Source organism: Nitrobacter sp. MLSD-S21 (assembly GCF_058809865.1).
Genome location: NZ_JBXASZ010000002.1, coordinates 414,947 through 440,330 on the forward strand (window position 1 = coordinate 414,947; position 25,384 = coordinate 440,330).

The 25,384-nt window shown below is 61.6% G+C and carries 19 protein-coding genes; 11 read left to right on the forward strand and 8 right to left on the reverse strand.

The genetic code is table 11. The features are described 5' to 3' along the window. Nucleotides 1-42: 42 nt before the first annotated feature. The 6 genes from AC1RT6_RS07780 to AC1RT6_RS07805 all read right to left on the reverse strand — a co-directional run bounded on the left by AC1RT6_RS07780 (nt 43) and on the right by AC1RT6_RS07805 (nt 8,076). On the reverse strand, nt 43-348 hold the full coding sequence (locus AC1RT6_RS07780) for a DUF6460 domain-containing protein (RefSeq protein WP_079445589.1): 306 nt from the start codon (nt 346-348) through the stop codon (nt 43-45). A gap of 180 nt (nt 349-528) precedes the next feature. Next, on the reverse strand, nt 529-2,319 hold the full coding sequence (locus AC1RT6_RS07785; protein ID WP_079445588.1) for an ATP-dependent DNA ligase: 1,791 nt from the start codon (nt 2,317-2,319) through the stop codon (nt 529-531). Continuing rightward, the gene (locus tag AC1RT6_RS07790) at nt 2,316-3,374 is read right to left on the reverse strand and encodes a ligase-associated DNA damage response exonuclease (protein ID WP_079445587.1); all 1,059 of its coding nucleotides are present in this window, start codon (nt 3,372-3,374) and stop codon (nt 2,316-2,318) included. The genes AC1RT6_RS07785 and AC1RT6_RS07790 overlap by 4 nt, the downstream gene beginning before the upstream one ends. 216 nt (nt 3,375-3,590) lie before the next feature. Continuing rightward, on the reverse strand, nt 3,591-4,382 hold the full coding sequence (locus tag AC1RT6_RS07795; protein WP_079445586.1) for a Bax inhibitor-1/YccA family protein: 792 nt from the start codon (nt 4,380-4,382) through the stop codon (nt 3,591-3,593). Between the two features lie 282 nt (nt 4,383-4,664). Further along, on the reverse strand, nt 4,665-7,220 hold the full coding sequence (locus tag AC1RT6_RS07800; protein ID WP_079445622.1) for an ABC transporter permease: 2,556 nt from the start codon (nt 7,218-7,220) through the stop codon (nt 4,665-4,667). 127 nt (nt 7,221-7,347) lie between these two features. Next, entirely contained in the window at nt 7,348-8,076 is a 729-nt protein-coding gene (locus AC1RT6_RS07805) for an ABC transporter ATP-binding protein (RefSeq protein WP_079445585.1), read from the reverse strand. A 202-nt stretch (nt 8,077-8,278) separates the two neighbouring features. Between AC1RT6_RS07805 and AC1RT6_RS07810 the strand changes: the two genes are divergently transcribed. The 10 genes from AC1RT6_RS07810 to lpdA all read left to right on the forward strand — a co-directional run bounded on the left by AC1RT6_RS07810 (nt 8,279) and on the right by lpdA (nt 20,744). Beyond that, the gene (locus AC1RT6_RS07810) at nt 8,279-8,929 is read left to right on the forward strand and encodes an arylesterase (RefSeq protein ID WP_079445584.1); all 651 of its coding nucleotides are present in this window, start codon (nt 8,279-8,281) and stop codon (nt 8,927-8,929) included. Between the two features lie 140 nt (nt 8,930-9,069). Next, nucleotides 9,070-9,606, forward strand: coding sequence for an RNA 2',3'-cyclic phosphodiesterase (gene thpR, locus AC1RT6_RS07815; RefSeq protein ID WP_079445621.1), 537 nt, complete (start codon nt 9,070-9,072; stop codon nt 9,604-9,606). A gap of 65 nt (nt 9,607-9,671) precedes the next feature. After that, nucleotides 9,672-10,856, forward strand: a complete 1,185-nt coding sequence (gene zapE, locus AC1RT6_RS07820; RefSeq protein WP_472791259.1) for a cell division protein ZapE — start codon at nt 9,672-9,674, stop codon at nt 10,854-10,856. A gap of 103 nt (nt 10,857-10,959) precedes the next feature. Next, a complete protein-coding gene (gene mdh / locus AC1RT6_RS07825; protein ID WP_079445582.1) occupies nt 10,960-11,928 on the forward strand; it encodes a malate dehydrogenase in 969 nt (322 codons plus the stop codon). Between the two features lie 203 nt (nt 11,929-12,131). Beyond that, entirely contained in the window at nt 12,132-13,331 is a 1,200-nt protein-coding gene (sucC, locus tag AC1RT6_RS07830; protein WP_079445581.1) for an ADP-forming succinate--CoA ligase subunit beta, read from the forward strand. Continuing rightward, nucleotides 13,332-14,216 carry a succinate--CoA ligase subunit alpha gene (sucD, locus tag AC1RT6_RS07835; RefSeq protein WP_079445580.1) on the forward strand — a complete coding sequence of 295 codons (885 nt, stop codon included), beginning with the start codon at nt 13,332-13,334 and terminating at the stop codon, nt 14,214-14,216. Nucleotides 14,217-14,365: 149 nt separating this feature from the next. Beyond that, nucleotides 14,366-17,323, forward strand: coding sequence for a 2-oxoglutarate dehydrogenase E1 component (locus AC1RT6_RS07840; RefSeq protein ID WP_472791258.1), 2,958 nt, complete (start codon nt 14,366-14,368; stop codon nt 17,321-17,323). 112 nt (nt 17,324-17,435) lie between these two features. Then, nucleotides 17,436-18,722 carry a 2-oxoglutarate dehydrogenase complex dihydrolipoyllysine-residue succinyltransferase gene (odhB, locus tag AC1RT6_RS07845; RefSeq protein ID WP_079445620.1) on the forward strand — a complete coding sequence of 429 codons (1,287 nt, stop codon included), beginning with the start codon at nt 17,436-17,438 and terminating at the stop codon, nt 18,720-18,722. 19 nt (nt 18,723-18,741) lie between these two features. Next, nucleotides 18,742-19,239 carry a hypothetical protein gene (locus AC1RT6_RS07850; protein WP_079445578.1) on the forward strand — a complete coding sequence of 166 codons (498 nt, stop codon included), beginning with the start codon at nt 18,742-18,744 and terminating at the stop codon, nt 19,237-19,239. A 101-nt stretch (nt 19,240-19,340) separates the two neighbouring features. After that, nucleotides 19,341-20,744 carry a dihydrolipoyl dehydrogenase gene (gene lpdA / locus AC1RT6_RS07855; RefSeq protein ID WP_079445577.1) on the forward strand — a complete coding sequence of 468 codons (1,404 nt, stop codon included), beginning with the start codon at nt 19,341-19,343 and terminating at the stop codon, nt 20,742-20,744. Between the two features lie 32 nt (nt 20,745-20,776). Here lpdA and AC1RT6_RS07860 read toward each other — a convergent pair whose 3' ends face one another. Continuing rightward, a complete protein-coding gene (locus tag AC1RT6_RS07860) occupies nt 20,777-21,742 on the reverse strand; it encodes a tyrosine recombinase XerC (RefSeq protein ID WP_079445576.1) in 966 nt (321 codons plus the stop codon). 263 nt (nt 21,743-22,005) lie between these two features. Here AC1RT6_RS07860 and AC1RT6_RS07865 point away from each other — a divergent pair, with 263 nt between their 5' ends. Beyond that, complete coding sequence (locus AC1RT6_RS07865) at nt 22,006-24,222, forward strand: primosomal protein N' (RefSeq protein ID WP_493029401.1); 2,217 nt, start codon at nt 22,006-22,008, stop codon at nt 24,220-24,222. Between the two features lie 240 nt (nt 24,223-24,462). Here AC1RT6_RS07865 and AC1RT6_RS07870 read toward each other — a convergent pair whose 3' ends face one another. Beyond that, complete coding sequence (locus AC1RT6_RS07870) at nt 24,463-24,978, reverse strand: septal ring lytic transglycosylase RlpA family protein (RefSeq protein ID WP_079445574.1); 516 nt, start codon at nt 24,976-24,978, stop codon at nt 24,463-24,465. Between the last annotated feature and the right edge of the window lie 406 nt (nt 24,979-25,384).

Below are 25,384 nucleotides of genomic sequence, written 5' to 3' on the forward strand. Positions count from 1 at the left end.
TTGATCGAGACGATCTGAGCCGGAAACTTTTGGGATCATGCTCTAACGCCCGCGCGGCGTGCCGAACACGCGCGACAGCAGCCAGACCGGAATCACGATGACAGCACCCAGCAGGAAGTAGCGCCACAATCCATTGATCGCATCAAAGCCGAGGTCCCAGACGCGTTCAACCAGCAGGCGAATGCTTTGCACGATATTCCAGGGATCGAAGCCGATCGCCGCGAGCATGACGCCGACCAGCGTCGATAGCAAAATCAGACGAAACGCAACCGCCAGCGGCGAGCCGCCCAGGAAACGCGACAGGCTGTCGGGGCTGGCCCGCAAGTTCCGGGTGTCGTCGTTCGGCATTGAGGCTCTCCCGCGGGGACAAGGACCCGCGCAACATAATCAGTGTGAGGCAGATGGGGAACCACCGCTTTGCCGTCAATGGCCGTTAGAGTCTGGTTCAACGGCGTTGAATCAGACTCTAACCTTAACTTTTTGATCGAGCATGATCTTATCCGAAAACCGGTTTTCCACTTTTCGGGATCATGCTCTAGCGCCGGTTGATGCGGCGGCCTCGGAAACCAGCATCCGCTCCAGCGTCTCCAACCGATCCGCCTCGCGCGGCGGCTTGTCCCAGCGCAGTCGGTTAATCCGCGGAAAGCGCATCGCCACTCCTGATTTGTGCCGGGCCGAACGCTGCAAGCCCTCAAAGGCGATTTCCAGCACCAGTCCCTGATCGGGCTCATGCAAGACATGGCGCACCGGGCCGAAACTCTCGGTGGTGTTGCGGCGGACGAAACGGTCGATCTGAAGCAATTCCTCATCGGTGAAGCCGAAATAGGCCTTGCCGACGGGTACCAGCTGCTCGCCCTCCTCCCCCTCGGTCCAGACCCCAAAGGTGTAATCGGAGTAATAGGACGATCGCTTGCCGTGGCCGCGCTGCGCATACATCAGGACGGCATCGATGATATGCGGATCGCGCTTCCACTTCCACCAAAGGCCCTTGGGACGCCCCGGCAGATATGGCGCGTCACGACGTTTCAGCATGATACCTTCGATGGCGTCGGCATCCGCGCCGGCGCCGGCGGGGTCGGCGCGGGCTGCCGCCAATTCGCCCCAGATCGTAAAGGGGACCCGCGGCGACAGGTCGATGCGCGGGTCGCCGAGGGCAGCGATGAAATCAACAAGCCGCCGCCGCCGATCTTCGAACGGCAACTCACGCAGATCGTTGTCGCCGTCGTCGAGCAGGTCGTAAGCTCGCAGATGGACCGGAAATTCCTTCATCAGCCTGGGCGTCACCGCTTTGCGGTTCAGCCTCTGTTGCAGAACGTTGAACGATTGCACCCGTCCATCGCGCACCACCAGTAACTCGCCGTCGATGGCGAACGCTTGATGCCGAAAAGTGCGAAGCGGTTCTCGGGAATCGTCAAGCGTCACTCCAGAAGAATCCACCAGCCGCAGCGACGGCAGCAAATCGGGAAAACTGTGGGTGATGTCCTCGCCCGTGCGCGAATAGAGCCGCGCCGCGACATTGCCATGCTCGTCGCAACCGCTCACCGCCTGCACCCGGATGCCGTCCCATTTCCACTCGGCAATGAAATCGGCCGCATCCAGACGCACAAAATCGGCATCCTCGATCGCGTGCGCCAGCATTACCGGTCGAAACGGCGCGGGGTCGCGATTGACCGGTTTGTCGCCGCAACCCTCGAGCCATGCGAATAGATCGAGGTAAGGCGGCGCGAGACCGGGCCAGATCAATTCGACATCGTGAACGTCTTTGCTGCCAAGCGCAGCCGCTGCGGTCTTGGCGAGCCTGGCGGAGATACCGATACGCATGGCGCCGGTGACAAGTTTCAAGAGCGCCCAGCGCCCGGTTTCGTCCAGTTCGTCGAGCCAGCGTGCAAGTTGCGCTGGCAGTTCGGCCTTGCCGAGCGTGCGCAGCGTGGTGACGACCTCGGTGAGTGTCGGGGAAGGTGATTTACGAATGTGACCTTCGCCACTCGCCGGCTCGTTCCATCTCCCGCCAGCAGAAGAGAGAGCGGACTGAGCATCGAGAGCTTGTTGTTGTGGCCACATGAGCGCCACGGTCTCGGAAAGATCACCGACGTAATCATAGGACAGCGCGAACAGCACCGGATCGGCGCGCGCGGCAATCAGGTCGCGGACCAGACCCGCCTTGGCGTGCTTGAACGACAATGCGCCGGTGAGTGCGGCCAGCGCGTAGCCGCGATCAGGGTCCGACGTTTCGCGAAAATACGCGGTGATCAGCCGCAGCTTGTTGTTGCGGCCGGGCTCGTAGGCGAGGCGGTCGAGAAGTTCGGCGAAGCGATTCATAAGCCGTATTCTCCGCCGGAGAAGCTCACCACCACCTCCTCCTCGAGGTCCTCGTCACCATAGCCGACCAGCGCGAGCGGACGCGCAACGAGTCCCTGCGTCGTGCACCAATGCACGAGCGCATCTTCCTGGCCATGCGTCACCCAGATCTCACCCGCACCTGTCGCGGCGATGGTGCGGGTCAATCCCGTCCAGTCGGCATGATCCGAAATGACCAGCGGCAATTCGGCACCACGTTGCCGCGCCCGCGCACGAACTCGCATCCAGCCTGACGCAAACGCCGTCACCGGATCTGGAAATCGCCGGGTCCAGAGATCGGCCGTAGCCGAGGGCGGCGCCAGCGTGATAGTGCCGGCAAGATCGGCTTTCTTCATCCCCTTGACCGGCCTCAGATCACCAAGCCCGATGCCGCGACTTTGATAGTAGTGCGTAACTTTGTTCATCGCGCCGTGCAGATAGATCGGTGCGCCGTAACCAGCATCGCGGACCAGCGCGATCACGCGCTGCGCCTTGCCAAGTGAATAGGCGCCAACCAGATGCGCACGCTCCGGAAACAGCGCGACCGAAGCCAGCAGCTTGCCTACTTCCGAAGCAGGATCGCCATGACGAAACACCGGCAGCCCGAACGTGGCCTCGGTGATAAAGACATCACACTGAACTACCTCGAACGGCGTGCAGGTCGGGTCATGCACATCCTTGTAGTCGCCGGAGGCGACGATCCGGACGCCACCATGCGTGACCGCGATCTGCGCCGAGCCCAGCACGTGCCCCGCGGGATGAAACGTGATCGAGACATCGCCCAGCCTGATCTCTTGCCCATAGGAAATCGCCTGCGTAGAGCCCGCGAAATCATCGCCGTAACGCAGCCGCATGATGTCGAGCGTTTCCTGCGTCGCCAGCACCGCCCTGTGGCCCGGACGGGCATGATCGGAATGACCGTGAGTGATGACCGCGCGATCCACCGGCCGTACCGGATCGATATGGAAGCCGCCAGGTTTGCAATACAATCCGGCGGCATCAAGCATCAGGATGTCCTGCGGGCGCATGAGGGGCATATAAGCGGACGCGGATATCGTTCGAGTCCAACGCCTGAAGATATCTTAAAGCACAAAGAAAAAGCCCCGGCCTTGGCCGGGGCTTCGCGTATCAGATTATCGGGGCCGTTCAATTTTGGCATGATCTGATCCGAAAACCGGAAGACCACTTTTCGGGATCATGACCGTGAGGCATGATCTGATCCAAAATCGAACGACCGCTTTTCGGAATCATGCCTACTCGCGCTGTCCGAGCAACTGCAAGAGCAGCGTGAACAGGTTGATGAAGTTCAGATAGAGCGACAGCGCGCCGGTTATCGCCGCGCGTTCCGCGATTTCTCCGCCCTGCGACGCATAGCCGTAGATGTAGTCATTCTTCAGCCGCTGGGTATCGTAAGCGGTCAGACCCGCGAACACCAGCACGCCGACGACAGACACCACAAACTGCAACGCCGAGCTTGCGATGAAGAGATTCACCAGACTGGCGATGATGATGCCGAACAGGCCCATGAGCAGGAATGAGCCCATGCCGCTCATGTCACGCTTGGTGGTATAGCCGAACAAGCTCAGCGCGCCGAACGAGGCCGCAGTGATGAAGAACACCCGCACGATCGAGGTGTGAGTATACACCAGAAAAATCGAGGACAGCGACAGGCCCATCAACGCCGAGAACGCCCAGAACAACAGCTGCGCGGTCGCAGGCTTAAGCCGGTTGATGCCAAAGGAGATGACGAAAACCATCGCCAGCGGCGCGAGGATGAAAACCCACTTCAACGGGCTCACAAACATCGCGTAGCCGAACGGCGTCAGGTAAGCGTTTCCGATCTGAGCAGCTGCGCCCGATGGATCGTTGGTGACGGCCGCCATGTAGACGCCAAGCGCGGCCAGGCCAGTGATGGCGAGGCCGATCGACATGTAGTTGTAGATCTTGAGCATATAGGACCGCAGACCGGCATCGACGGCCGCGGTATCAACGCGCCCGGCGGTCCGGCCAAACGGAGTGGCATGGTTGCGGTCTAAGTCCGACATGGTCGAATTCCCGTGGTTAGCTGGCATCGCAAGATACCAGTACAAATCTGTCTCGGATACATGGCCTGCTGATATTGGTTTTTGGTCATCAGGACCAGCGTCCTACCGAACCCATATGTGGGAAACTAACACATTCGCCGCAAGCTTCCATGCGCGGCTGAATGTCGCCCTCCGATAATAGAGGCTCGGGGCCTCACCCAGGGGAGCGATACGCAAAAAACTCGCAAGGACCCCAACCACCTGCTCCCGGTAGGAGATCGCCATGAAAATCGCTACATCTTGTTACAAATTCCTCAATACCGAGGCCGGCTTCTGATTGAGTGCCATCAGCGTGCCGGCCAGTCCTAACGCGACTGTGACAATCAGTGCGGCACCTACCACGATAGCCGCACTGCCGGCCTGCCATTCGAAACCGAGCGTCATCAACCGCGTCACGATCAGCCACGCGGCAAGCGAACCAGCCGCCATGCCGAACACCGCGGTGGCGGCACCGATCATGAGGTATTCGAGCGTGTAGGCGCCAAGCAGCCGCGACCTCGTGGCGCCGAGGGTTTTCAGAATCACGGCGTCATAGACGCGGTGGCGATGGCCGGCCGCCAGCGCACCGCCAAGGACGAGGATCGCCGAGACCAGGGTGACGGCGCTGGCGCCACGGATCGCCATGACCAGGTTGGTAACGACCGCCCCGATGGTTTCGAGGGCCTCGCGAACCCGCACGCTCGTCACCATCGGGAACGCGTCGGCCACAGCCTTGATGATCGCGGCATCTTCCGCGGCGCCGTGATGCATCTCGGTCAGGGTCGCGATATGGGTATGCGGCGCGCCGCGAAAGGCATTGGGCGAGAACACCAACACGAAATTGATGCCAAGGCTCTGCCAGTCAACGCTGCGCATGTTGCTGATGGTGGCCGTGATGTCGCGACCGAGCACATTCACGACGACGGTGTCGCCGATCTTGAGCCCGAGCCCGTCGGCGAGCTTCTTCTCAAACGACACCAGCGGCGGCCCATCATAGTCCGGCCCCCACCACTCGCCCTCTACGACCTTCGATCCCTTTGGCACGTCGCCAGTGTAGGTCAGGCCGCGATCACTATGCAGCACCCATTGAGCATCGCGGGAGGGTTTCAGGTCTTCCGCTTTGACGCCGCGCGCCGCGACGATGCGCCCGCGCAGCATCGGCACGTCCTCCACGATCGCCTGCGGAGTCAGCCGCTTGAGAAAATCGTCGAACCGATCCGATACCGACGACGGGATATCGATGAAGTACAATGAAGGGGCACGCTCTGGCAACGACGCCAAGAACTGCCGCCGCAGATTGCCGTCGATCTGGGTGATCGTGACCAGAACGGCGAGACCAAGGCCGAGCGAAAGCACCACGGACGGCGTCAACGTTCCCGGACGATGGATGTTTGAAACCGCAAGCCGCAGCATGGTGATCCGGGATCGCGGCAGCCGCCGCGCCAGCGCCATCAACCCGGAGGCGATGCCGCGCAACAACACAAACACGATCGCCGACGCCGCCACGAACACCAGAGCCACCCGCTTGTCGTAGGCTAGACCAATAGCGATCCCGGCCAACGTTGCGATCAGAAGCATCATCAAGACAAGGTAGCGGGTCTTCGGCCGAAGGACTTCGTGAGCAATGGTATCGCGAAACAAGGCCGCAACCGGAATGTCATGAACCCGTGCTAGCGGCCACATGCCGAACGCCAACGCCGTCAACAGGCCATATACCGCCGACAACGCCAATTCATCGGGGTGCAACGCCGGAACGACCGGCAGCGGGAGCAGATCGCCGAACGCGCCGACAATGATAAAAGGCAGCGTCGCACCGATTACAAGACCGGCAAGTGAGCCGAGAGCGGCCAGCACCATGATTTGAGTTAGATAGATCGCAAACACGTCGCGTCCGGTCGCACCCACTGCCTTGAACGTCGCAATGATGTCGCGCCGCCGGTCGATGTGGCTCTTGACGGCATTGCCGACGCCGACGCCTCCCACCAGCAAGGCGGCAAGCCCGACCAGGGTCAGATACTGCGTAAACCGCAAGATGCTCCGCTCAAGTTGCGGCGAGGCGTTGTTGCGGCTGCGGATGTCCCAGCCTGCCTCCGGCAGCGCCGCCCGCGCGGCATCGGCCAGTGCCGTCGCCGCCCTGTCATCCGCACTATTGCCCGCAAGCCGGACCCGGTAAATCCAGCGCACCAAACTGCCGGGCTGAAGCAATGCCGCGGCGCGCAAACCATCAATGCTGACCAGGAAGCGCGGTCCGAGCCCAAGACCGCCAGCTAGTTTGTCGGGCTCGGCGTCAACCGCGCTGCGGATCTCGAAGGTGGCGCTGCCGACCGTGAGACGATCGCCAATCTTAAGATCCAGTCGCGCCAGGAGAGCCTGGTCGACGGCCGCGCCGAATACCCCCTCACGTTCGGCGAACAGATCGGACATCGGGATGTCCGGCTCCAGCGCCAGCGCGCCGAGCATGGGATAGGCCCGATCGACCGCCTTCAGTTCGATCAGCGCCAGCCTGCCGTCCGTCGCGCGCGCCATCGCGCGCAGCGTCGCCGCCACCGAGACCGTTCCTCGCGCACGCAGGAAGGCGATCTCGTCCGGCTTCGCCTCGCGCTGGATCAACGAAAACGAAACATCGCCGCCAAGCAGCGTGCGGCCCTCGCGCGCCAACCCATCCGACAGACTGGATGCCACGGAACCGACGCCGGCAATCGTCATGACGCCGAGCGCGATGCAGGCGATGAAGACATAGAAGCCACGCAGCCCGCTGCGCAGTTCGCGCAACGCCAAACGCAGTGGAAGAAGCAGCCCGCGGGTCCTGTTTGTCGTCATGCGCGAAGCGCCATTGTGCATTCACGAGTGCGAAAGAAGCGCGCGGTTCTGGAGTCCATGAACACGGACCGGGCGCACCGATGACGTGTTTTTAACCTACCGCAGATCCCCAATGATGGCTGATGAGTCATCGACCTGCCTCGTCGATACGTCCCGAGCGTAGCTTCACCACGCGGTCGCAGCGTTGCGCGAGTGCGCTATCATGAGTCACCAGCACCAGCGTCATACCGCGCTCGGCATGCTTGGCGAACAGGAGATCGACGATCTGCTGGCCGGTCACCTCATCCAGATTGCCGGTCGGCTCGTCGGCGACGAGAATTGCCGGATCAGGCGCGAACGCCCGTGCCAGCGCCACGCGTTGCTGCTCGCCACCCGAGAGCTGCGTCGGATAATGATGCAGCCGCGCGCCGAGACCGACCGCATCCAGCTCGCTCGCTGCGCGCGCCGATGCGTTCGGCGCGCCAGCGAGTTCGAGCGGCACGGCGACATTCTCCAGCGCCGTCATGGTCGGGATCAGATGAAAGGACTGAAACACGATGCCGACGTGACGTCCGCGAAATCGCGCCAGACCGTCTTCGTCGAGAGCATTGAAATGAGTGCCATCGACAACCACTTCTCCGCGGTCGGGACGTTCCAGCCCCGCCATGACCATGAGCAGGGTGGATTTCCCCGACCCGGACGGCCCAATCAAACCGATCGCTTCGGCACGGCCAATGCGGAGACTGATGTCTTTCAGAATATGGACACGCGCGGCGCCGCTGCCGAGTGTGAGATTGACATTGGAAATGGCGATGGCGTCCGGCTTGAGATTTTGGGAATGACTGGCCGGTAACGAGGGTTCAATGAGACTGTCCATGCCTAGTGTCCTGAATCCCAAGTTCGCCTGCCCCGCCGGACCGTTCCGAGCGAACTTCGGATTCAGAAGGACACTAGAAACTTATTATTCCAAAGTGGTTTGGTTCAGAAGGTCTCTAGAGGACTCGCAGCAAAATGGGAGAGACCGTCTGAACCACCATGCTGGCTCATATGGCATTTCTTTTACGGCGGTCGAGAGGGTGATGCGCACCTTTGCGTGGATTCTACTTGGCGCTGGCATCGCCATGGCAGTGCCTGCCCAGGCGGCCGATGAAACGGCCAATGGCCCCGCCAAGATCGTGGTGCTCGGCGACTCCTTAAGCTCCGGCCTCGGACTCCCGGCTGCCGCCGCATTTCCAGCACAATTGGAAAAATCGTTGAAAGACAAGGGCCTGAACGTCACGATCGGCAATGCCGGCGTCTCCGGCGATACCGCGTCCGGCGGTCTCGACAGGCTCGACTGGTCAGTGCCTACCGGCACGCAGGGCGTGATCCTTGAACTCGGCGCAAACGATGCCCTGCGCGGCATTGATCCCAAAGTGACGCGCGCCGCACTGGAGGACATCCTGAAGCGCCTCAAGGCGCGCCATGTCGCGGTCCTGCTATGCGGCATGGTCGCGCCGCCGAATTACGGCGCCGAGTACGCCGCGCAATTCAATGCAATATTTCCCGATCTCGCCAAGAAATACGACGTGCCGCTTTATCCGTTCTTCCTCGACAAAGTCGCGGCGAACACAAGGCTCAATCAGGCCGACGGCATGCACCCGACCGCCGCGGGCGTGGCAATTATCGTCGAACATATCCTGCCCACGGTTGAGGCCTTTGTCCGCGCTATCCGTGAGCAGAAAGGCTGACAACCAAGTGAGCGCCCGCTCTCGCAAGGAATTACCCGCCATGCGGCCGCGCGCTTCGCACGGTCACAGAACTACGGTAAAAATAGCTACTGGTGATTCGTCGCCAGATTGATTTCGAGACTTGCATCGAGGGTTTTGCGATGCCGCGTTTGTTCACCGGGCTGGAAATACCGTCCGATATCAGCCGCACGCTGTCCGATTTGCGCGGCGGTCTGCCGGGCGCCCGCTGGATCGACCCCGAAAACTACCATCTCACGCTCCGCTTCATCGGCGATATCGACGGCGCCTCCGCCAACGAGATCGCGTCGGTGCTGCCCCGGATCAACCGCAAACCGTTCGACGTGACGCTGCGGGGATTGTCGAGTTTCGGCGGCAAGAAGCCACGTGCCGTCGTCGCCTCGGTGGAGCCGAGCGCGCCGCTGGTCGAATTGCAAGCCGAACTTGAACGGCTGATGCGGCGCTGCGGGCTGGATCCCGAGGGCCGCAAGTTCACGCCCCACGTCACGCTGGCCCGCTTGCGCGACGCATCCAACCACGACGTCGCGAACTATCTGTCGGTGCGCGGCTATTTCCCGTCCAAGGTATTCACCGCCGAGCGCTTCGTGCTGTTCTCCTCGCGTGCCTCGGTCGGCGGCGGCCCTTACGTTGTCGAGGACTCCTACGCGCTCAGCGCGTGACCGCCGATTCACAAGATCTTCACCACGACTTGTATTTCCGTCCCTCAGGAGTCGAAAACCGACCGATGCTTTCGGTGTCACCCACATCGTTCCGGAATCACTATCAGGCCCTCGTCACGTCAGGCGCGATCGAGGCGGACTCCGCGCAGGCGCGGGCGGTGGAAGCACTTGCCGCGCTGGACGAGCGGCTCATGACCTACAAGCCCGCGGGCAAATCGGGCTTCCTCGACAAATTGTTCCATTCCGACGACGAACCTCCGCCGAAGGGACTTTATATCCATGGTGACGTCGGACGCGGCAAAACCATGCTGATGGACCTGTTTTTCCAGGAGAGCCGGGTCGCCCACAAACGCCGGGTCCATTTTCATGAGTTCATGACAGACGTGCATGAGCGCATCTTTGCTTTTCGCCAAAGCATCGCGCGAGGTGAGATGGCCGACGCCGACGCCGTTCAGCTCACCGCGACATCTATCTTCGAGCAGGCATGGCTTTTGTGCTTCGACGAATTTCATGTCACCGATATCGCCGACGCCATGATCCTGGGCCGTCTGTTCGCGCGGCTGTTCGAACTCGGTACCGTCGTGGTGGCGACATCAAACGTCCCTCCTGAGAACCTCTACGAAGGGGGTCTCAATCGCGTGCTGTTCCTGCCGTTCATTGCGCAGATCGAGGAGCGTATGGACGTTCTGCGTCTCGACGCCCGCACTGATTTCCGCATGGAGAAACTCGCCAGCGTCAAGATGTGGCTGACACCCGCCAACGCCGAGGCTGAGGCGGCGCTCGACAGAGCCTGGACGCTCATGACCGGCGGCGCGCCCTGCGAGCCGCGTGACATCGCGATCAAGGGCCGCCTTCTGCACGTGCCATGCTCGGCCCACGGCGTGGCCCGGTTTTCGTTTGCCGATCTCTGCGAGCAGCCACTTGCGGCGCCCGACTATCTACGGCTCGCGCGCGACTATCACACTCTTATGATCGACCACATCCCGGTGATGGACTATGACGACCGCGACGCCGCCAAGCGGTTCATCGCCCTGATCGACACGCTGTATGACAACGGCGTGAAACTGATGGCGTCGAGCGATAGCGATCAGCTTTCGCTCTATCGCGCCAACGACGGCTTCGAGGCGAATGAATTCAAACGCACCTCCTCGCGTCTGATCGAGATGAACTCGGACTCCTATCTGGCGAGGGCCCATGGTCGCAGCGATTCCCTCGCCAGCGGAACAGCCACCGGCCTGGTGGAGACTTGACGTTGCACGTTGCGACGCTTGAACAGGTCCCACGAAAGGTCTAACCACGATCCTGTCGATATTCTCCCTTCCCTGCTCTTTGTCATCAAAGGACAAAATTTCCATGGCGCGCGACAAGATTGGCTTGATCGGCTCTGGTCAGATCGGAGGGACGCTCGCTCATCTCATCGGACTGAAAGAACTTGGCGACGTCGTGATGTTCGATATCGCGGAGGGCGTTCCGCAGGGCAAATCGCTCGATATCGCCCAGTCCTCTCCGGTGGATGGCTTCGACGCCAGGCTGACCGGCACCAATTCCTATGAAGCGCTCGAAGGCGCCAGCGTCTGCATCGTCACCGCCGGTGTCCCGCGCAAGCCGGGCATGAGCCGCGACGATCTGCTCGGTATCAATCTTAAAGTGATGGAGCAGGTCGGCGCCGGCATCAAGAAATACGCGCCCGACGCCTTCGTCATCTGCATCACCAATCCGCTCGACGCCATGGTGTGGGCACTTCAGAAGGCATCTAACCTGCCCGCGAAGAAGGTAGTCGGCATGGCCGGCGTGCTGGACTCCTCACGCTTCCGCTATTTTCTCGCAGACGAATTCGACGTCTCGGTCGAAGACGTCACAGCCTTCGTGCTTGGCGGTCACGGCGACAGCATGGTGCCGTTGGTGAAGTACTCGACAGTGGCGGGCATTCCGCTGCCGGACCTCGTCAAAATGGGTTGGACCTCACAGGCCCGCATCGATGAGATCGTGGATCGCACCCGCAACGGCGGCGCCGAGATCGTCAATCTGCTCAAGACCGGCTCGGCGTTCTATGCCCCAGCCGCCTCCGCAATCGCGATGGCGGAAAGTTTCCTGCGGGACAAGAAACGTGTGCTGCCTTGCGCCGCCTATCTCAACGGCGAATTCGGCGTGGATGACATGTATGTCGGAGTACCCGTGGTGATCGGCGCCAAGGGTGTCGAGCGCATTGTCGAGATTGAACTGGCGGGCAAGGACCGGGAAGCCTTCGACAAATCGGTCGCTGCGGTTCGGGGACTCGTCGATGCCTGCAAAAAGATCGCGCCCGATCTGCTTGACGGCTGATCGGGCACTGCCATTCGGTATCGTTCGGAACGGATACGCGTGCGGCCAGTATTGCGAAATTCAGATGCGGCAACCCACTGCTGGCAAGGACATCTCGAGGTGACTGCCCACCTCGACCCTCCGGCGGGCATATCTTGGCCGGCGGAAATGGTCGAAATTGTTCCTGCCAAAATTGTCCTTCCCGCGGGTCGGAGACCATCCAGATGAACATCCACGAATATCAGGCCAAGGCGTTGCTGCGGGAGTTTGGCGTGCCGGTCTCGCGAGGGGTTGCGGTGCTGAAGGCATCGGAAGCGGAGGCGGCGGCTAAAACGCTCGATGGTCCGGTTTGGGTGGTCAAAAGCCAGATTCACGCGGGTGGCCGCGGCAAGGGCAGGTTCAAGGAAGCCTCCGCCGGCGACAAAGGTGGCGTCCGTCTCGCCAGATCGATCGACGAGGTGAAGCAGTTTGCCGGCCAGATGCTCGGCGCGACGCTGGTGACTGTGCAGACCGGTCCTGTCGGCAAGCAGGTCAACCGTCTTTACATCGAGGAAGGCTTCGACATCGACAAGGAGTTCTATCTCTCGGCACTGGTCGACCGCGAAACGTCCAGAGTTTCGTTCGTGGTCTCCACCGAAGGCGGGGTGAACATCGAGGACGTCGCACACAAAACCCCGGAAAAAATCGTGACCCTCTCGGTCGATCCCGTCACAGGGGTGATGGGCCATCACGGCCGTACCGTCGCCAAGGCGCTGGGACTGCGCGGCGATCTCGGCAAGCAGGCGGAGAAGCTGGTGGCGCAGCTTTATAATGCCTTCATCGCCAAAGACATGGCGATGCTGGAGATCAATCCGCTCGTCGTCACGAGGCAAGGCGAACTGCGCGTGCTCGATGCCAAGGTATCGTTCGACAGCAACGCGCTATACCGCCATTCCGATGTGGTGGCGCTGCGCGACGAGAGCGAGGAAGACGCCAAGGAGATCGAGGCGTCGAGGTTTGATCTGAGCTACGTCGCGCTCGACGGCCAGATCGGCTGCATGGTCAATGGCGCGGGCCTTGCGATGGCGACCATGGACATCATCAAACTCTACGGCATGTCGCCCGCAAACTTTCTCGACGTTGGCGGCGGCGCCTCCAAGGACAAGGTCGCAGCCGCGTTCAAGATCATCACCGCAGATCCGAATGTGAAAGGCATCCTGGTCAATATCTTCGGCGGCATCATGAAATGCGACGTCATCGCCGATGGCGTTGTCGCCGCGGTAAAGCAGGTCGGCCTCAATGTCCCGCTGGTGGTTCGCCTCGAAGGCACCAACGTCGACGCCGGCAAGACCATCATCCGCGAGTCCGGCCTCAACGTTCTGCCCGCCGACGATCTCGACGACGCCGCGCAGAAGATCGTCAAGGCCGTGAAAGGGGTCGCGTAAATGTCCGTTCTGATCGACAAGAACACCCGCGTCATTACGCAGGGCTTCACCGGCAAGAACGGCACGTTTCACTCCGAGGCCGCGATCGCCTACGGCACGAAAATGGTCGGCGGCACCTCGCCGGGCAAAGGCGGACAGACCCATCTCGGCCTGCCGGTGTTCGACACCGTCCGCGAAGCGCGCGAGGCGACCGGCGCCGACGCCAGCGTGATCTACGTGCCGCCGGCCGGCGCAGCAGACGCGATCTGCGAGGCGATCGACAGCGAAATCCCGCTGATCGTCTGCATCACCGAGGGCATTCCGGTGCTGGATATGGTGCGGGTCAGGCGTTCGCTATCGGGATCGAAGTCCCGGCTCATAGGGCCGAATTGCCCGGGCGTTGTGACGGCGGGCGAATGCAAGATCGGCATCATGCCCGCGAACATTTTCAAGCCGGGCCATGTCGGCATCGTCTCCCGCTCCGGCACGCTGACCTACGAAGCGGTATTCCAGACCAGCCAGGAAGGCCTCGGCCAAACCACCGCGGTTGGTATCGGCGGCGACCCGGTCAAGGGCACCGAGTTCATCGACGTGCTGGAAATGTTCCTGGCCGATCCCAAGACCACTTCGATCGTGATGATCGGCGAGATCGGCGGTTCGGCCGAGGAAGACGCAGCCCAGTTCCTGATCGATGAGGCCAAACGCGGCCGCAAGAAGCCTGTGGTCGGCTTTATCGCCGGCGTCACCGCGCCTCCCGGCCGCCGCATGGGCCATGCCGGCGCGATCATTTCCGGCGGCAAGGGCGACGCCGCATCCAAGACCGCAGCCATGGAGGCGGCCGGCATCTTCGTCTCCCCGTCTCCGGCGCGACTGGGAAAAACTCTTGTCGAAAAGTTGAAGTCTTGATTCAGGTCTTGGTCTTTTCGGCGGGAAGTTCCCTCATAAATAGGATAACGTTCAAATTCGCGCTGATCTTGCCGGAGAAAGGCTGTTCTCACTGGCAAAAACGCGTGCGCCGTCTGTTACGCCCATGACCGAAATCGTCAGGACGCGATATGTCTCGCCAGGATGCGAATGCCGCATTTGCCCTTTCCTCGTTCTTGCAGGGCGCGAATGCCAGCTACATCGACGGACTCTACGCCCGCTATGAAAAAGACCCCGGTTCGGTCGATCCCGAGTGGCAGGAATTCTTCAAAAGTCTGAAGGATCCTCCGCAGGACGTCGAAAAGAACGCGGAAGGCCCATCCTGGGCGAGGGCCAACTGGCCGCCAGCTCCCCAGGACGACCTCACCTCAGCGCTCGACGGCAACTGGGCTCGGCTCGAAAAGACCGTGGACGCCAGGGTGCAGGAGAGGACGACAGCGAAACCTTCGGCGCTCGCCGGCGCCGACGTCACTCAGGCTACGCGCGATTCGGTGCGCGCGCTGATGCTGATCCGCGCTTACCGCATGCGAGGGCACTTTCATGCCAGGCTCGACCCGCTAGGTCTCGAACCTGCGCGCGATCACGAAGAACTCGATCCACGTGCCTACGGCTTCACCGAAGCCGACATGGATCGCAAGATCTTCCTCGACCACGTTCTTGGGCTCGAATACGGCACCCTGCGCGAGATCGTGGCGATCTGCCGGCGCACTTACTGCCAGACGCTGGGCGTCGAGTTCATGCACATTTCGAACGCCGAGCAGAAAGGCTGGATTCAAGAGCGCATCGAGGGGCCGGACAAGGAGATCAGCTTCACGCCGGAAGGCCGGCGCGCCATCCTGACCAAGCTCATCGAGGCCGAGGGTTTTGAGAAGTTCTGCGATGTCAAGTTCACGGGAACCAAGCGCTTCGGTCTCGACGGCGGCGAATCGCTGATCCCGGCGCTTGAGCAGATCATCAAGCGCGGCGGCAATCTCGGCGTGAAGGAAATCGTGATCGGCATGCCGCACCGCGGACGGCTGAACGTGCTGACGCAGGTGATGGGCAAACCTCATCGCGCCCTGTTCCATGAGTTTAAAGGCGGCTCGGTGAATCCGGAGGCGGTCGAAGGCTCCGGCGACGTCAAGTATCACCTCGGCGCCTCGAGCGACCGCGAGTTCGACAGCAACCGGATACACCTGTCGCTGACCGCCAATCCCTCGCACCTGGAAATCGTGGACCCGGTGGTGCTCGGCAAGGTGCGCGCCAAGCAGGACCAGCACGGCGATCCTCCCGAACAGCGCAACTCCGTGCTGCCGCTATTGATGCACGGCGACGCCGCATTCGCGGGACAGGGCGTGGTGGCGGAATGCTTCGCCCTGTCGGACCTCAAGGGCTACCGCACCGGGGGCTCGATCCACTTCATTGTCAACAACCAGATCGGCTTCACCACCTATCCGCGCTACTCGCGCTCATCCCCTTATCCGTCCGACGTCGCGAAGATGATCGACGCGCCGATCTTCCACGTCAATGGCGACGATCCGGAAGCCGTGGTGTTCGCTGCGAAGGTCGCGGTCGAATTCCGGCAGAAATTCCACAAGCCGGTCGTAATCGACATGTTCTGCTATCGCCGCCACGGTCACAACGAAGGCGACGAGCCCTCGTTTACCAATCCGACGATGTACAAGAAGATCGCAGCGCACTCCTCGACGCTCGAACTTTACGCCAAGCGGCTGACCACTGAAGGCGTCATAACCGATGGCGAGATCGAAAAGCTGAAAGCCGACTGGCGCGCACGGCTGGACGCTGAATTCGAGGCCGGCACCGGCTACAAGCCGAACAAGGCCGACTGGCTCGACGGCAAGTGGGCCGGCTTCAAGCTCGCCGATCAGAACGAGGAGCCGCGCCGTGGCGTCACCGGCGCGGCCATCGAGACGCTGAAGGAGATCGGCCGCGACATCACGCAGGTGCCGGACGGTTTCCGGGTGCATCGCACGGTGCAGCGCTTTCTCGATAATCGCGCCAAGGCGATCGAGAGCGGCGTCGACCTCGACTGGGCGACGGCCGAGGCGCTGGCCTTATGCACGCTGATGCTGGAGGGCCACAACGTCCGCCTGTCCGGCCAGGACAGCGAGCGTGGCACCTTCTCGCAGCGGCATTCGGTGCTGTTCGATCAGGAAGACGAGAGTCGCTACACGCCGTTCAATCATCTCGGCAAGAACCAGGGCAGCTACGAGGTCATCAACTCGCTGCTGTCGGAAGAAGCTGTGCTCGGTTTCGAGTATGGCTATTCGCTCGCGGAGCCGAACACGCTTACGATGTGGGAAGCACAGTTCGGCGACTTCGCCAACGGAGCGCAGGTGGTGTTCGACCAGTTCATCTCCTCTGGTGAACGCAAGTGGCTGCGCATGTCAGGTCTCGTTTGCATGCTGCCCCACGGCTATGAGGGCCAGGGACCGGAGCATTCGTCGGCGCGGCTGGAGCGGTTCCTGCAGATGTGCGCGGAAGACAACATGCAGGTCGTCAATATCACTACGCCGGCCAACCATTTTCATGCGCTGCGCCGCCAATTGAAACGCCAGATCCGCAAGCCTCTGATCATGATGACGCCGAAGTCGCTGCTGCGTCACAAGCGGGCGGTATCGCGTCTCGACGAACTCGGCGGCGACACCGGATTCCATCGTATCCTTTACGACGACGCGGCAATGCCGCCGGAGCAAAGGATCAGGCTGGTGAACGACGACAAAATTCGTCGCGTGGTGCTGTGCTCCGGCAAGGTCTACTACGATCTCTACGAGGAACGCGAGAAGCGCAACATCAACGATGTGTACCTGATGCGGATCGAACAATTGTATCCCGTTCCGCTGAAGGCGCTGGTGCACGTCCTCGGCAGTTTCAAGAACGCAGAGATCGTCTGGTGCCAGGAAGAACCGCGCAATATGGGCGCATGGCACTTCATCCAGCCTTACCTCGAATGGGTTCTCAACCAGATCGGCGCATCCAACAAACGCCTGCGTTATGCCGGCCGCGCCGCAGCTGCAGCCACCGCGACCGGATTGATGTCGAAGCACCTTGCGCAACTCAAGGCGTTCATCGACGAGGCGCTGAACTGACACGAACAGTCATGTCGGACTGAAACGCGAAGCCCACTTGTTGCGGATGTTTTCTGGCATCCATACTGCTGTCTTTTCGGGACACGTCGGCTATGACGAAAGGAAGAGAACCATGACCGAGATACGCGTTCCGACGCTCGGCGAATCGGTGACCGAGGCAACCATCGGAAAATGGTTCAAGAAGCCCGGCGACGCCGTATCCGTCGACGAGCCGCTCGTCGAGCTCGAGACCGACAAGGTGACTATCGAAGTGCCCGCGCCCTCCGCCGGCACGCTCGCCGAGCTCGTCGCCAAGGAGGGCGAGACGGTTGCCGTCGGCGCGCTGCTTGGACAGATAACCGATGGCAGCGCGTCGGCAAAACCAGCGGCGGCCAAGGCGCAAGGCATCGCCGCCGAAAGAACAACCGGGCGGCCGGACCTTAAGTCCGACACCACGAAACCGATCAACGCAGGCCCGGAGGAGCCGCAACCCAGGCCGGGCACCGCAGCGCCGGCTGATGCCCCGCTCGCCCCCTCGGTGCGTAAACTCTCCGCCGAGAGCGGCATCGACGCCTCGACCGTTCCGGGCTCCGGCAAGGACGGCCGCATCACCAAAAGCGATATGCTGGCGGCGATCGAAAAGGCGGCCTCCGCCCCGACCTCGGTCCACCAGCCGGCTGCCACCATGCAGGCGCGCGCGCCCTCTCCTCCGAATGACGCCTCGCGCGAGGAACGCGTGAAGATGACGCGGCTACGCCAGACCATCGCGCGCCGCCTCAAGGAGGTGCAGAACACCGCCGCGATACTGACGACCTTCAACGAGGTCGACATGACCGGCGTCATGGCGCTGCGTACGCACTACAAGGACGCGTTCGAGAAAAAGCACGGCGCGAAGCTCGGCTTCATGGGCTTCTTTACCAAAGCCATCGTCCAGGCGTTGAAGGACATTCCGGCCGTCAACGCCGAAATCGACGGTAGCGACCTGATCTACAAGAGCTACTATCACATTGGAGTCGCCGTCGGCACCGACAAGGGCCTGGTGGTGCCTGTCGTGCGCGACTGCGATCACAAATCGATCGCCGACATCGAGAAAAGCATCGCTGACTACGGTCGCCGCGCCCGCGACGGCCAGCTCAAAATCGAGGAGATGCAGGGCGGCACCTTCACCATCACCAACGGCGGCATCTACGGCTCGCTGATGTCGACGCCGATCCTGAACGCGCCGCAGGCCGGCATCCTTGGCATGCACAAAATTCAGGAGCGGCCGGTGGCGATCGACGGCAAGGTGGACATCCGCCCGATGATGTATCTGGCGCTCTCCTACGACCACCGCGTCATCGACGGCAAGGAGGCCGTGACCTTCCTCGTGCGCGTCAAGGAATCGCTGGAAGACCCGGCGCGATTGGTGCTGGATCTGTAGTTCAAGCTAAGGGAACCACATGACGCAAGTCTTGCTGAAGTCCAATACCAAAACCACCGAGTTTGGTCATTTGACCTCAATCGATCTGGAGTTGAATGCAGTCATTCTAGAGTTGTTTTATCTGGCTTGTTTGAGTTTTGAGCACGGGCCATCCGCCGCACATATGTACGTCTCCGAATACAGCGGGGAAGTTAAAAGCATCGCCCATGAAAATCTCTTCGATGTCCTCGGATCTTTCGAAAACATCTCGAAAAAATCCGCAGACTGGGTCTTGTCGCGAGCGTTGTTCTACCATGACAACCAGAGACGACGAGCGATGGCCGATCAGGAAAAAACAAAAGCTGAAGACAAGCAACAATCGGTAATTGAGAAAAAGCTTGGCAACCTCGACAAAGCCCACGCCTTGAGACGAAAGCTGATCAAGGACGGAGCGGATCCTGACGAGGTCAACCGGCTCATCGGGGGAATGCTCTTCGACCAGCGTGCAAAATTGCTCCCCGGGCCGGACAACGGCTGAGACGCACTCTTGAAGCCAGGTAGTTTCGAACTTCGTATTGGCGGACGAAATCGCCAGCGCCATCGTCTGGCACAAGGATTGAAACGACAGGATCTGAGACCATGGCGACTTACGACCTCATCGTTATCGGCACCGGTCCCGGCGGCTATGTCTGCGCCATTCGCGCGGCGCAGCTCGGCATGAAGGTCGCCGTGGTCGAGAAGAACCCGACGCTTGGCGGCACCTGCCTCAATGTCGGCTGCATGCCGTCGAAAGCCTTGTTGCACGCCTCTGAAATGTTCGAGGAAGCCGGACATTCGTTCGCAAAAATGGGCATCGGCGTATCTGCTCCCAAACTCGATTTGCCCGCGATGATGAATTTCAAACAGCAGGGCATCGACGGCAACGTCAAGGGCGTCGAGTACCTGATGAAGAAGAACAAAATCGACGTCATCAGCGGCACCGGCAGAATTCTCGGTGCCGGCAGGGTCGAAGTGACGGTCGCCGACGGCAAGACCCAAACTGTTGAGACGAAAAACATCGTGATCGCCACCGGCTCCGATGTCGCGAAGCTCAAGGGCCTTGAGATCGACGAAAAGCGCATCGTGTCGTCCACCGGCGCTCTATCGCTCGACAAGGTGCCGGGCAAGCTTCTGATCGTCGGCGCCGGCGTGATCGGCCTCGAACTCGGCTCGGCGTGGCGCCGCCTCGGCGCTCAGGTCACGGTGGTGGAATTTCTCGATCGCATCCTGCCCGGTATGGACGGCGAAATCGCAAAGCAGTTTCAGCGCCTTCTCGAAAAGCAAGGCTTTGCATTCAAGCTCGGCACCAAGGTCACGGGCGTCGATACATCTGGCAAGACGCTGATGGCGCAGGTCGAACCCGCCGCAGGCGGTGCGGCAGAGACAATCGAAGCCGACGTGGTTCTGGTCGCGATCGGCCGCACGCCCTACACCGACGGCCTCGGCCTGAAGGAGGCAGGCGTCGCGCTCGACGAGCGCGGCCGCGTGGAGATCGACGCGCATTTTGCGACCAGCGTGAAAGGCATCTGCGCCATCGGCGACGTCGTCAAGGGACCGATGCTGGCGCACAAGGCCGAGGACGAAGGCGTGGCGTGCGCGGAAATCCTCGCAGGCCAGGCCGGCCATGTGAACTACGACGTGATCCCCAGCGTGATCTACACAACGCCCGAGGTTTCATCGGTCGGCAAGACCGAGGAGGAGCTGAAGCAGGCCGGCATAGCCTATGCCGTTGGCAAGTTTCCGTTCACGGCAAATGGCCGCTCCAAGGTCAACCAGACCACCGACGGCTTTGTGAAGATCCTCGCGGACGCGAAAACCGATCGCGTGCTCGGCGTTCACATCATCGGCCGAGAGGCTGGCGAACTGATCCACGAGGCTTGCGTGCTGATGGAGTTCGGCGGATCGGCGGAAGACCTCGCGCGCACCTGCCACGCGCACCCGACGCGATCGGAAGCGATCAAGGAAGCCGCCCTCGCAGTCGGCAAACGAGCCATTCATATGTGAGGATGGCGAGCTGCCTGCACCGCGATCGTCGGTCAGGCGCGGGGATGCGCCGTCCTGTAGACTTCCAGCAGCCGCTCGCTGTCGATGCCGGTGTAGATCTGCGTGGTCGAGAGCGACGCGTGGCCAAGCAGTTCCTGAATCGCGCGCAAATCGCCGCCGCGGCTTAAGAGATGCGTCGCGAATGAATGGCGCAGCGCATGGGGCGTTGCGCTGTCGGGCAGACCGAGCGCGCCGCGCATCCGCGCCATCACAAGCTGGATGATGCGGGCCTTGAGCGGGCCGCCCCGCGCGCCGACGAAGATCGGTCCTTCCGGCGGCAGCGAATGCGGGCACATCGCCACATACTCATGAACCAGCGCCAGCACGTTCTGCAGCACCGGCACCATCCGCGTCTTGTTGCCCTTCCCGGTAACCACCAGAACGTCGCCCGCGCCAGGCTGCGGCACATCGTGGCGCTTCAACCCGAGCGCCTCGGAAATCCGCAGGCCCGAGCCGTACAATAGCGCCATGACGGCTGCATCGCGTGCCCAGATCCATGGCTCGCGATCTTCGCCGGCCCGCTCGGAGGCGTCGGCGAAACGCTTCGCCGCACTCATATGGATCGGCTTCGGGAGACTCTTGCCAACCTTCGGCGCGCGGATCGCGCCGAGCGCACCGATCTTGCCGAGCCCTTCCCGTTCCAGAAATCGCGCGAACGAACGCAGCCCCGCCAGCGAACGCATCAACGAGCGGCCACCAATGTCCTCCGCGCGTCGCGCGGCCATGAAGGCTCTGATATCGCCTGGCTCGAGCGCGGCGAAACGCTTCAACGTCACCAACTCGCCCCAGTGCTGGCCGAGAAACATCAGGCATTGCCGAACATCGCGCGCATAGGCTTCAAGCGTCTTTGGCGACAGCCGACGCTCGGCACGCAGATGCGCCAGCCATCGCACGATTTGCTGCCCGACATCCGACGCCGTGCAGGCGAGATCTGGTAGCGGATCTGCGACTTTCGCCATCTTCGCACCTTGCCTATAAGTCCGGAGATCATATCGCGCCGCTTTCGTTTATCCTTCGCTAACTTTCCCGCCGGCTGGCCATGGCGCCGTGCCTCCCATAGCGTTTTCGAGCGAAGCATGTCCTCGGGCTTGACTCGAGGATGGATACCGGTTCGCGTGAAGAAAACGCGTTAGATCAAAATGATAGCGCTCCGCTTCTGATTCCGTCAGGAGCGGAAAGGCTCTAAGCTGTCCGCCACTCCCGACAGAGGCCGATTCTCCGGATGGACCGTTCTTCGCGCAATGGCACATTCCCGGCATCGTCATCGACGACGCGCATCGTCGATGTGCAGGTTCCCGTTGCGATCGATCATGCCTATTCCTATCGCGTGCCGAGCGGCATGGAGGTGCGGCCCGGCGACGTGGTGACGGTGCCGCTCGGCCCCCGCGAGGTGGTCGCCGTGGTCTGGGCCGAGAATCCCGCACCCGATCCGCGCCTGCACAACCGCTTGAAGGACATCTCCGACAAGCTCGATGTACCTCCGCTCAGGGACGAACTCCGCGCGCTGATCGACTGGGTCGCCAACTACACATTGTCGCCGCGCGGCATGGTCATGCGCATGAGCCTGCGGATGGGCGAACAGCTCGGGCCGGAGCGGGCGCGACCAGGCGTGCGGCTGAGCGGCGAGCCGCCCCGACGCATGACCCCGGCACGACGGCGGCTGCTGGAAGTCCTGTCGGATGGGTTGCTGCGTGCAAAATCCGATGCGGCCAAGGAAGCGGGCGTCAGCACCGGCGTCGTCGATGGTCTTGTCGACGAAGGCACGCTGACAATCCAGCCAATGCCGCGTGCGCCGCCGCCCCCGCCGCCCGATCCCGACTTCGCCGTCCCCGACTTTTCCCGCTCGCAGCGAGCGGCCGTGGACGCCATGCGCACGCTGGCGTCAAACGGCACGTTCCACGTTGCGCTGCTGGATGGCGTGACCGGCTCCGGAAAGACCGAAGTCTATTTCGAAGCGGTCGCCGAAACCGTCCGCCGCGGCAAGCAGGCTTTGATCTTGATGCCCGAGATTGCGTTGACCGGACAATTCCGCGACCGTTTCGCCACCCGCTTCGGCGAGCGGCCGCTGGAATGGCATTCCGAATTGACGCCGCGCACCCGCGCGCGCAACTGGGCAGCCATTGCGGCGGGCGAGGCGCAGGTTGTGGTCGGCGCCCGCTCCGCGCTGTTTCTTCCCTACGCTAACCTCGGATTGATCATCGTCGACGAGGAACACGATCAAGCCTACAAGCAGGACGAAGGGGTGCGCTATCACGCCCGCGACATGGCCGTGGTTCGCGCACATGTCGCGAAGATTCCGATCATACTGGCCTCGGCGACGCCGTCCGTCGAAAGCGAGGTCAATGCGCGCAAGGGACGCTACCAGCGCATCGCGCTGACATCCCGGTTCGGCGGTCAGCATTTGCCACAGATCGAACTGATCGATCTTCGGCACGAGGGACCGTCGCGCGGCCGCTTCATTTCTCCGCGTCTGGCCGAAGAGATTCGGACCGCCATCGAGCGGCGCGAGCAGGCGCTGCTGTTTCTCAATCGCCGCGGCTATGCGCCGCTGACCTTGTGCCGCGCCTGCGGCCACCGCTTCGCCTGCACCATCTGCGATGCCTGGCTCGTGGATCACCGCTTCCGTCGGCGGCTCGTATGTCATCACTGCGGCTTCTCAATGCCGCGCCCGAATCAATGCCCGCATTGCGCGGCGGAGGAATCGCTGATCGCGGTCGGCCCCGGAGTCGAACGCTTGCAGGAAGAGGCCGCCGCACTATTCCCCGACGCGCGCACCATGGTGCTGTCGAGCGACCTGATCACCTCGATCGAGACCATGCGCTCGGAGTTGAATGACATCGCGGAGGGCCGCGTCGACATCATCATCGGCACCCAACTTGTGGCGAAGGGACACCATTTTCCGCGCCTGAACCTCGTCGGAGTGGTTGACGCCGATCTCGGTCTCGGCAACGGCGATCCCCGCGCCGCGGAGCGAACCTTTCAACTGCTCAATCAGGTGATCGGTCGCACCGGCCGCGAGCAGGGTCACGGCATCGGCTATCTGCAAACCCACCAGCCCGAACATCCCGTGATGAAGGCGCTGGTCGCGAGCGACCGCGAGGCGTTCTATTCCAGCGAAATCGCGGCGCGGGAGCGGACCGGCTACCCGCCGTTTGGCCGGCTGGCCAGCCTGATCATATCCGCAGGCGACCGCCCGAGCGCAGAGAGCTTCGCCCGCCGGCTCGTCGCAATCGCGCCGATCGACAAGGACATTCAGGTACTCGGACCGGCGGAAGCGCCGCTTGCCCTGATCAAGGGACGCTATCGATTTCGCCTGCTGGTGAAGTCGGCGCGCAGCGTGGACCTCTCCGGCTATTTGCGCGGCTGGCTCGCGTCTGCGCCGAAGACAAGGGGCAATCTCAAGCTCGAAGTGGATATTGATCCCCAGAGCTTTCTCTAGCAGCCCTTTCGAGCACTCCGGTTCACCGACGCGCCCCGTCCCCGCGAACGACTCAGCCGATCTGTCAGACGATCGGGACATCGCGAGGCGCTCATGTGGAATCGGACCGAGGCCAACTCCGACCCCGGCAAGCCATGAGCCTGCGCGAAGGGCCGAACAGGTGACCACAGCTTTCCTATTCGGCCTTATCAAAGAAATTTCCGGACGCCGCTTGCCCGGAAAATGCCTTTGGCGCGGGACTTACATGACCTCGGCGACCACCCGGCCAACGCCGCTGCCGGTCAAACCGATCACGCGGGCGGCACCTTTGGAAAGATCCAGCACACGACCGCGGATGAACGGACCGCGATCATTGACGGTGACGACCACGCTGCGGCTGCCATGGGTGACCCGCAGCCTGGTTCCGAACGGCAGATGGCGATGGGCGGCGGTCATGGCGTTCTGATTGAAACGCTGGCCGGATGCGGTGCGGCTACCGGCTTCATTGCCGTAATAGGAGGCCATGCCAGAGAACGATCGGCTCGAATGGGCCGAGCTTCCAAAAGAAGCATTGGCGTTCAACCAGGACGATCCGCTGATGCCGTGGCTCTTCGCATAATGCCCCTGATGGTGGTGGTGGTGATGCCGATGATGGTTGCTCGACCGGGCCGATGCCCCGGTGACGCTGCCTGCAATCAAAACGCTTGCGGCGATCACGGCGGCCAACGTACGCGGCCGGATGAGAAACCCTAAGGTCGTCTTTTGCGAGTACAACATTGAAGGACCCTTGAAAGTATTGCCGCCCCTGCGGCAAGTGAAACCCCTGACTTTTTCGTCGCGGCAGGGTTGATCCTCAAACTAAGGCGTAAAATGGGCAAGGAATTGCTTCGTGACTCGGATGAAATATCTTTTGATCGGGATGGATTCGTCCACTAATCGTGACAATACATATATTAATAAAATATACATGATAATATACATCAATATACTGTAAAAGAAAGTTATAGCGTTGGATCAGTGACCATTCATTAAGTACTGCGGAGCGCGCCTAGGCACTAAGCTTGGCTCAGCCGTGTAGAGAAACCGCCATGGCAAGGGTCTGATTGCTTTTGTCCTGACGCAGCATTTGCCAACCGAATGACTGTACGCAGGAATGCGCCTTGTGCTTCGCGCGATTGACCGA

Coding starts and splice junctions, on each gene's coding strand:
- AC1RT6_RS07840 (WP_472791258.1), top strand. CDS start 14,366: ATGTCTCGCCAGGATGCGAATGCCGCATTTGCCCTTTCCTCGTTCTTG.
- AC1RT6_RS07870 (WP_079445574.1), bottom strand. CDS start 24,978: ATGTTGTACTCGCAAAAGACGACCTTAGGGTTTCTCATCCGGCCGCGT.
- AC1RT6_RS07850 (WP_079445578.1), top strand. CDS start 18,742: ATGACGCAAGTCTTGCTGAAGTCCAATACCAAAACCACCGAGTTTGGT.
- AC1RT6_RS07800 (WP_079445622.1), bottom strand. CDS start 7,220: ATGACGACAAACAGGACCCGCGGGCTGCTTCTTCCACTGCGTTTGGCG.
- sucC (WP_079445581.1), top strand. CDS start 12,132: ATGAACATCCACGAATATCAGGCCAAGGCGTTGCTGCGGGAGTTTGGC.
- zapE (WP_472791259.1), top strand. CDS start 9,672: ATGCTTTCGGTGTCACCCACATCGTTCCGGAATCACTATCAGGCCCTC.
- AC1RT6_RS07865 (WP_493029401.1), top strand. CDS start 22,006: ATGGACCGTTCTTCGCGCAATGGCACATTCCCGGCATCGTCATCGACG.
- sucD (WP_079445580.1), top strand. CDS start 13,332: ATGTCCGTTCTGATCGACAAGAACACCCGCGTCATTACGCAGGGCTTC.
- mdh (WP_079445582.1), top strand. CDS start 10,960: ATGGCGCGCGACAAGATTGGCTTGATCGGCTCTGGTCAGATCGGAGGG.
- AC1RT6_RS07860 (WP_079445576.1), bottom strand. CDS start 21,742: ATGGCGAAAGTCGCAGATCCGCTACCAGATCTCGCCTGCACGGCGTCG.
- odhB (WP_079445620.1), top strand. CDS start 17,436: ATGACCGAGATACGCGTTCCGACGCTCGGCGAATCGGTGACCGAGGCA.
- AC1RT6_RS07780 (WP_079445589.1), bottom strand. CDS start 348: ATGCCGAACGACGACACCCGGAACTTGCGGGCCAGCCCCGACAGCCTG.
- AC1RT6_RS07805 (WP_079445585.1), bottom strand. CDS start 8,076: ATGGACAGTCTCATTGAACCCTCGTTACCGGCCAGTCATTCCCAAAAT.
- AC1RT6_RS07785 (WP_079445588.1), bottom strand. CDS start 2,319: ATGAATCGCTTCGCCGAACTTCTCGACCGCCTCGCCTACGAGCCCGGC.
- AC1RT6_RS07810 (WP_079445584.1), top strand. CDS start 8,279: ATGCGCACCTTTGCGTGGATTCTACTTGGCGCTGGCATCGCCATGGCA.
- lpdA (WP_079445577.1), top strand. CDS start 19,341: ATGGCGACTTACGACCTCATCGTTATCGGCACCGGTCCCGGCGGCTAT.
- thpR (WP_079445621.1), top strand. CDS start 9,070: ATGCCGCGTTTGTTCACCGGGCTGGAAATACCGTCCGATATCAGCCGC.
- AC1RT6_RS07795 (WP_079445586.1), bottom strand. CDS start 4,382: ATGTCGGACTTAGACCGCAACCATGCCACTCCGTTTGGCCGGACCGCC.
- AC1RT6_RS07790 (WP_079445587.1), bottom strand. CDS start 3,374: ATGCCCCTCATGCGCCCGCAGGACATCCTGATGCTTGATGCCGCCGGA.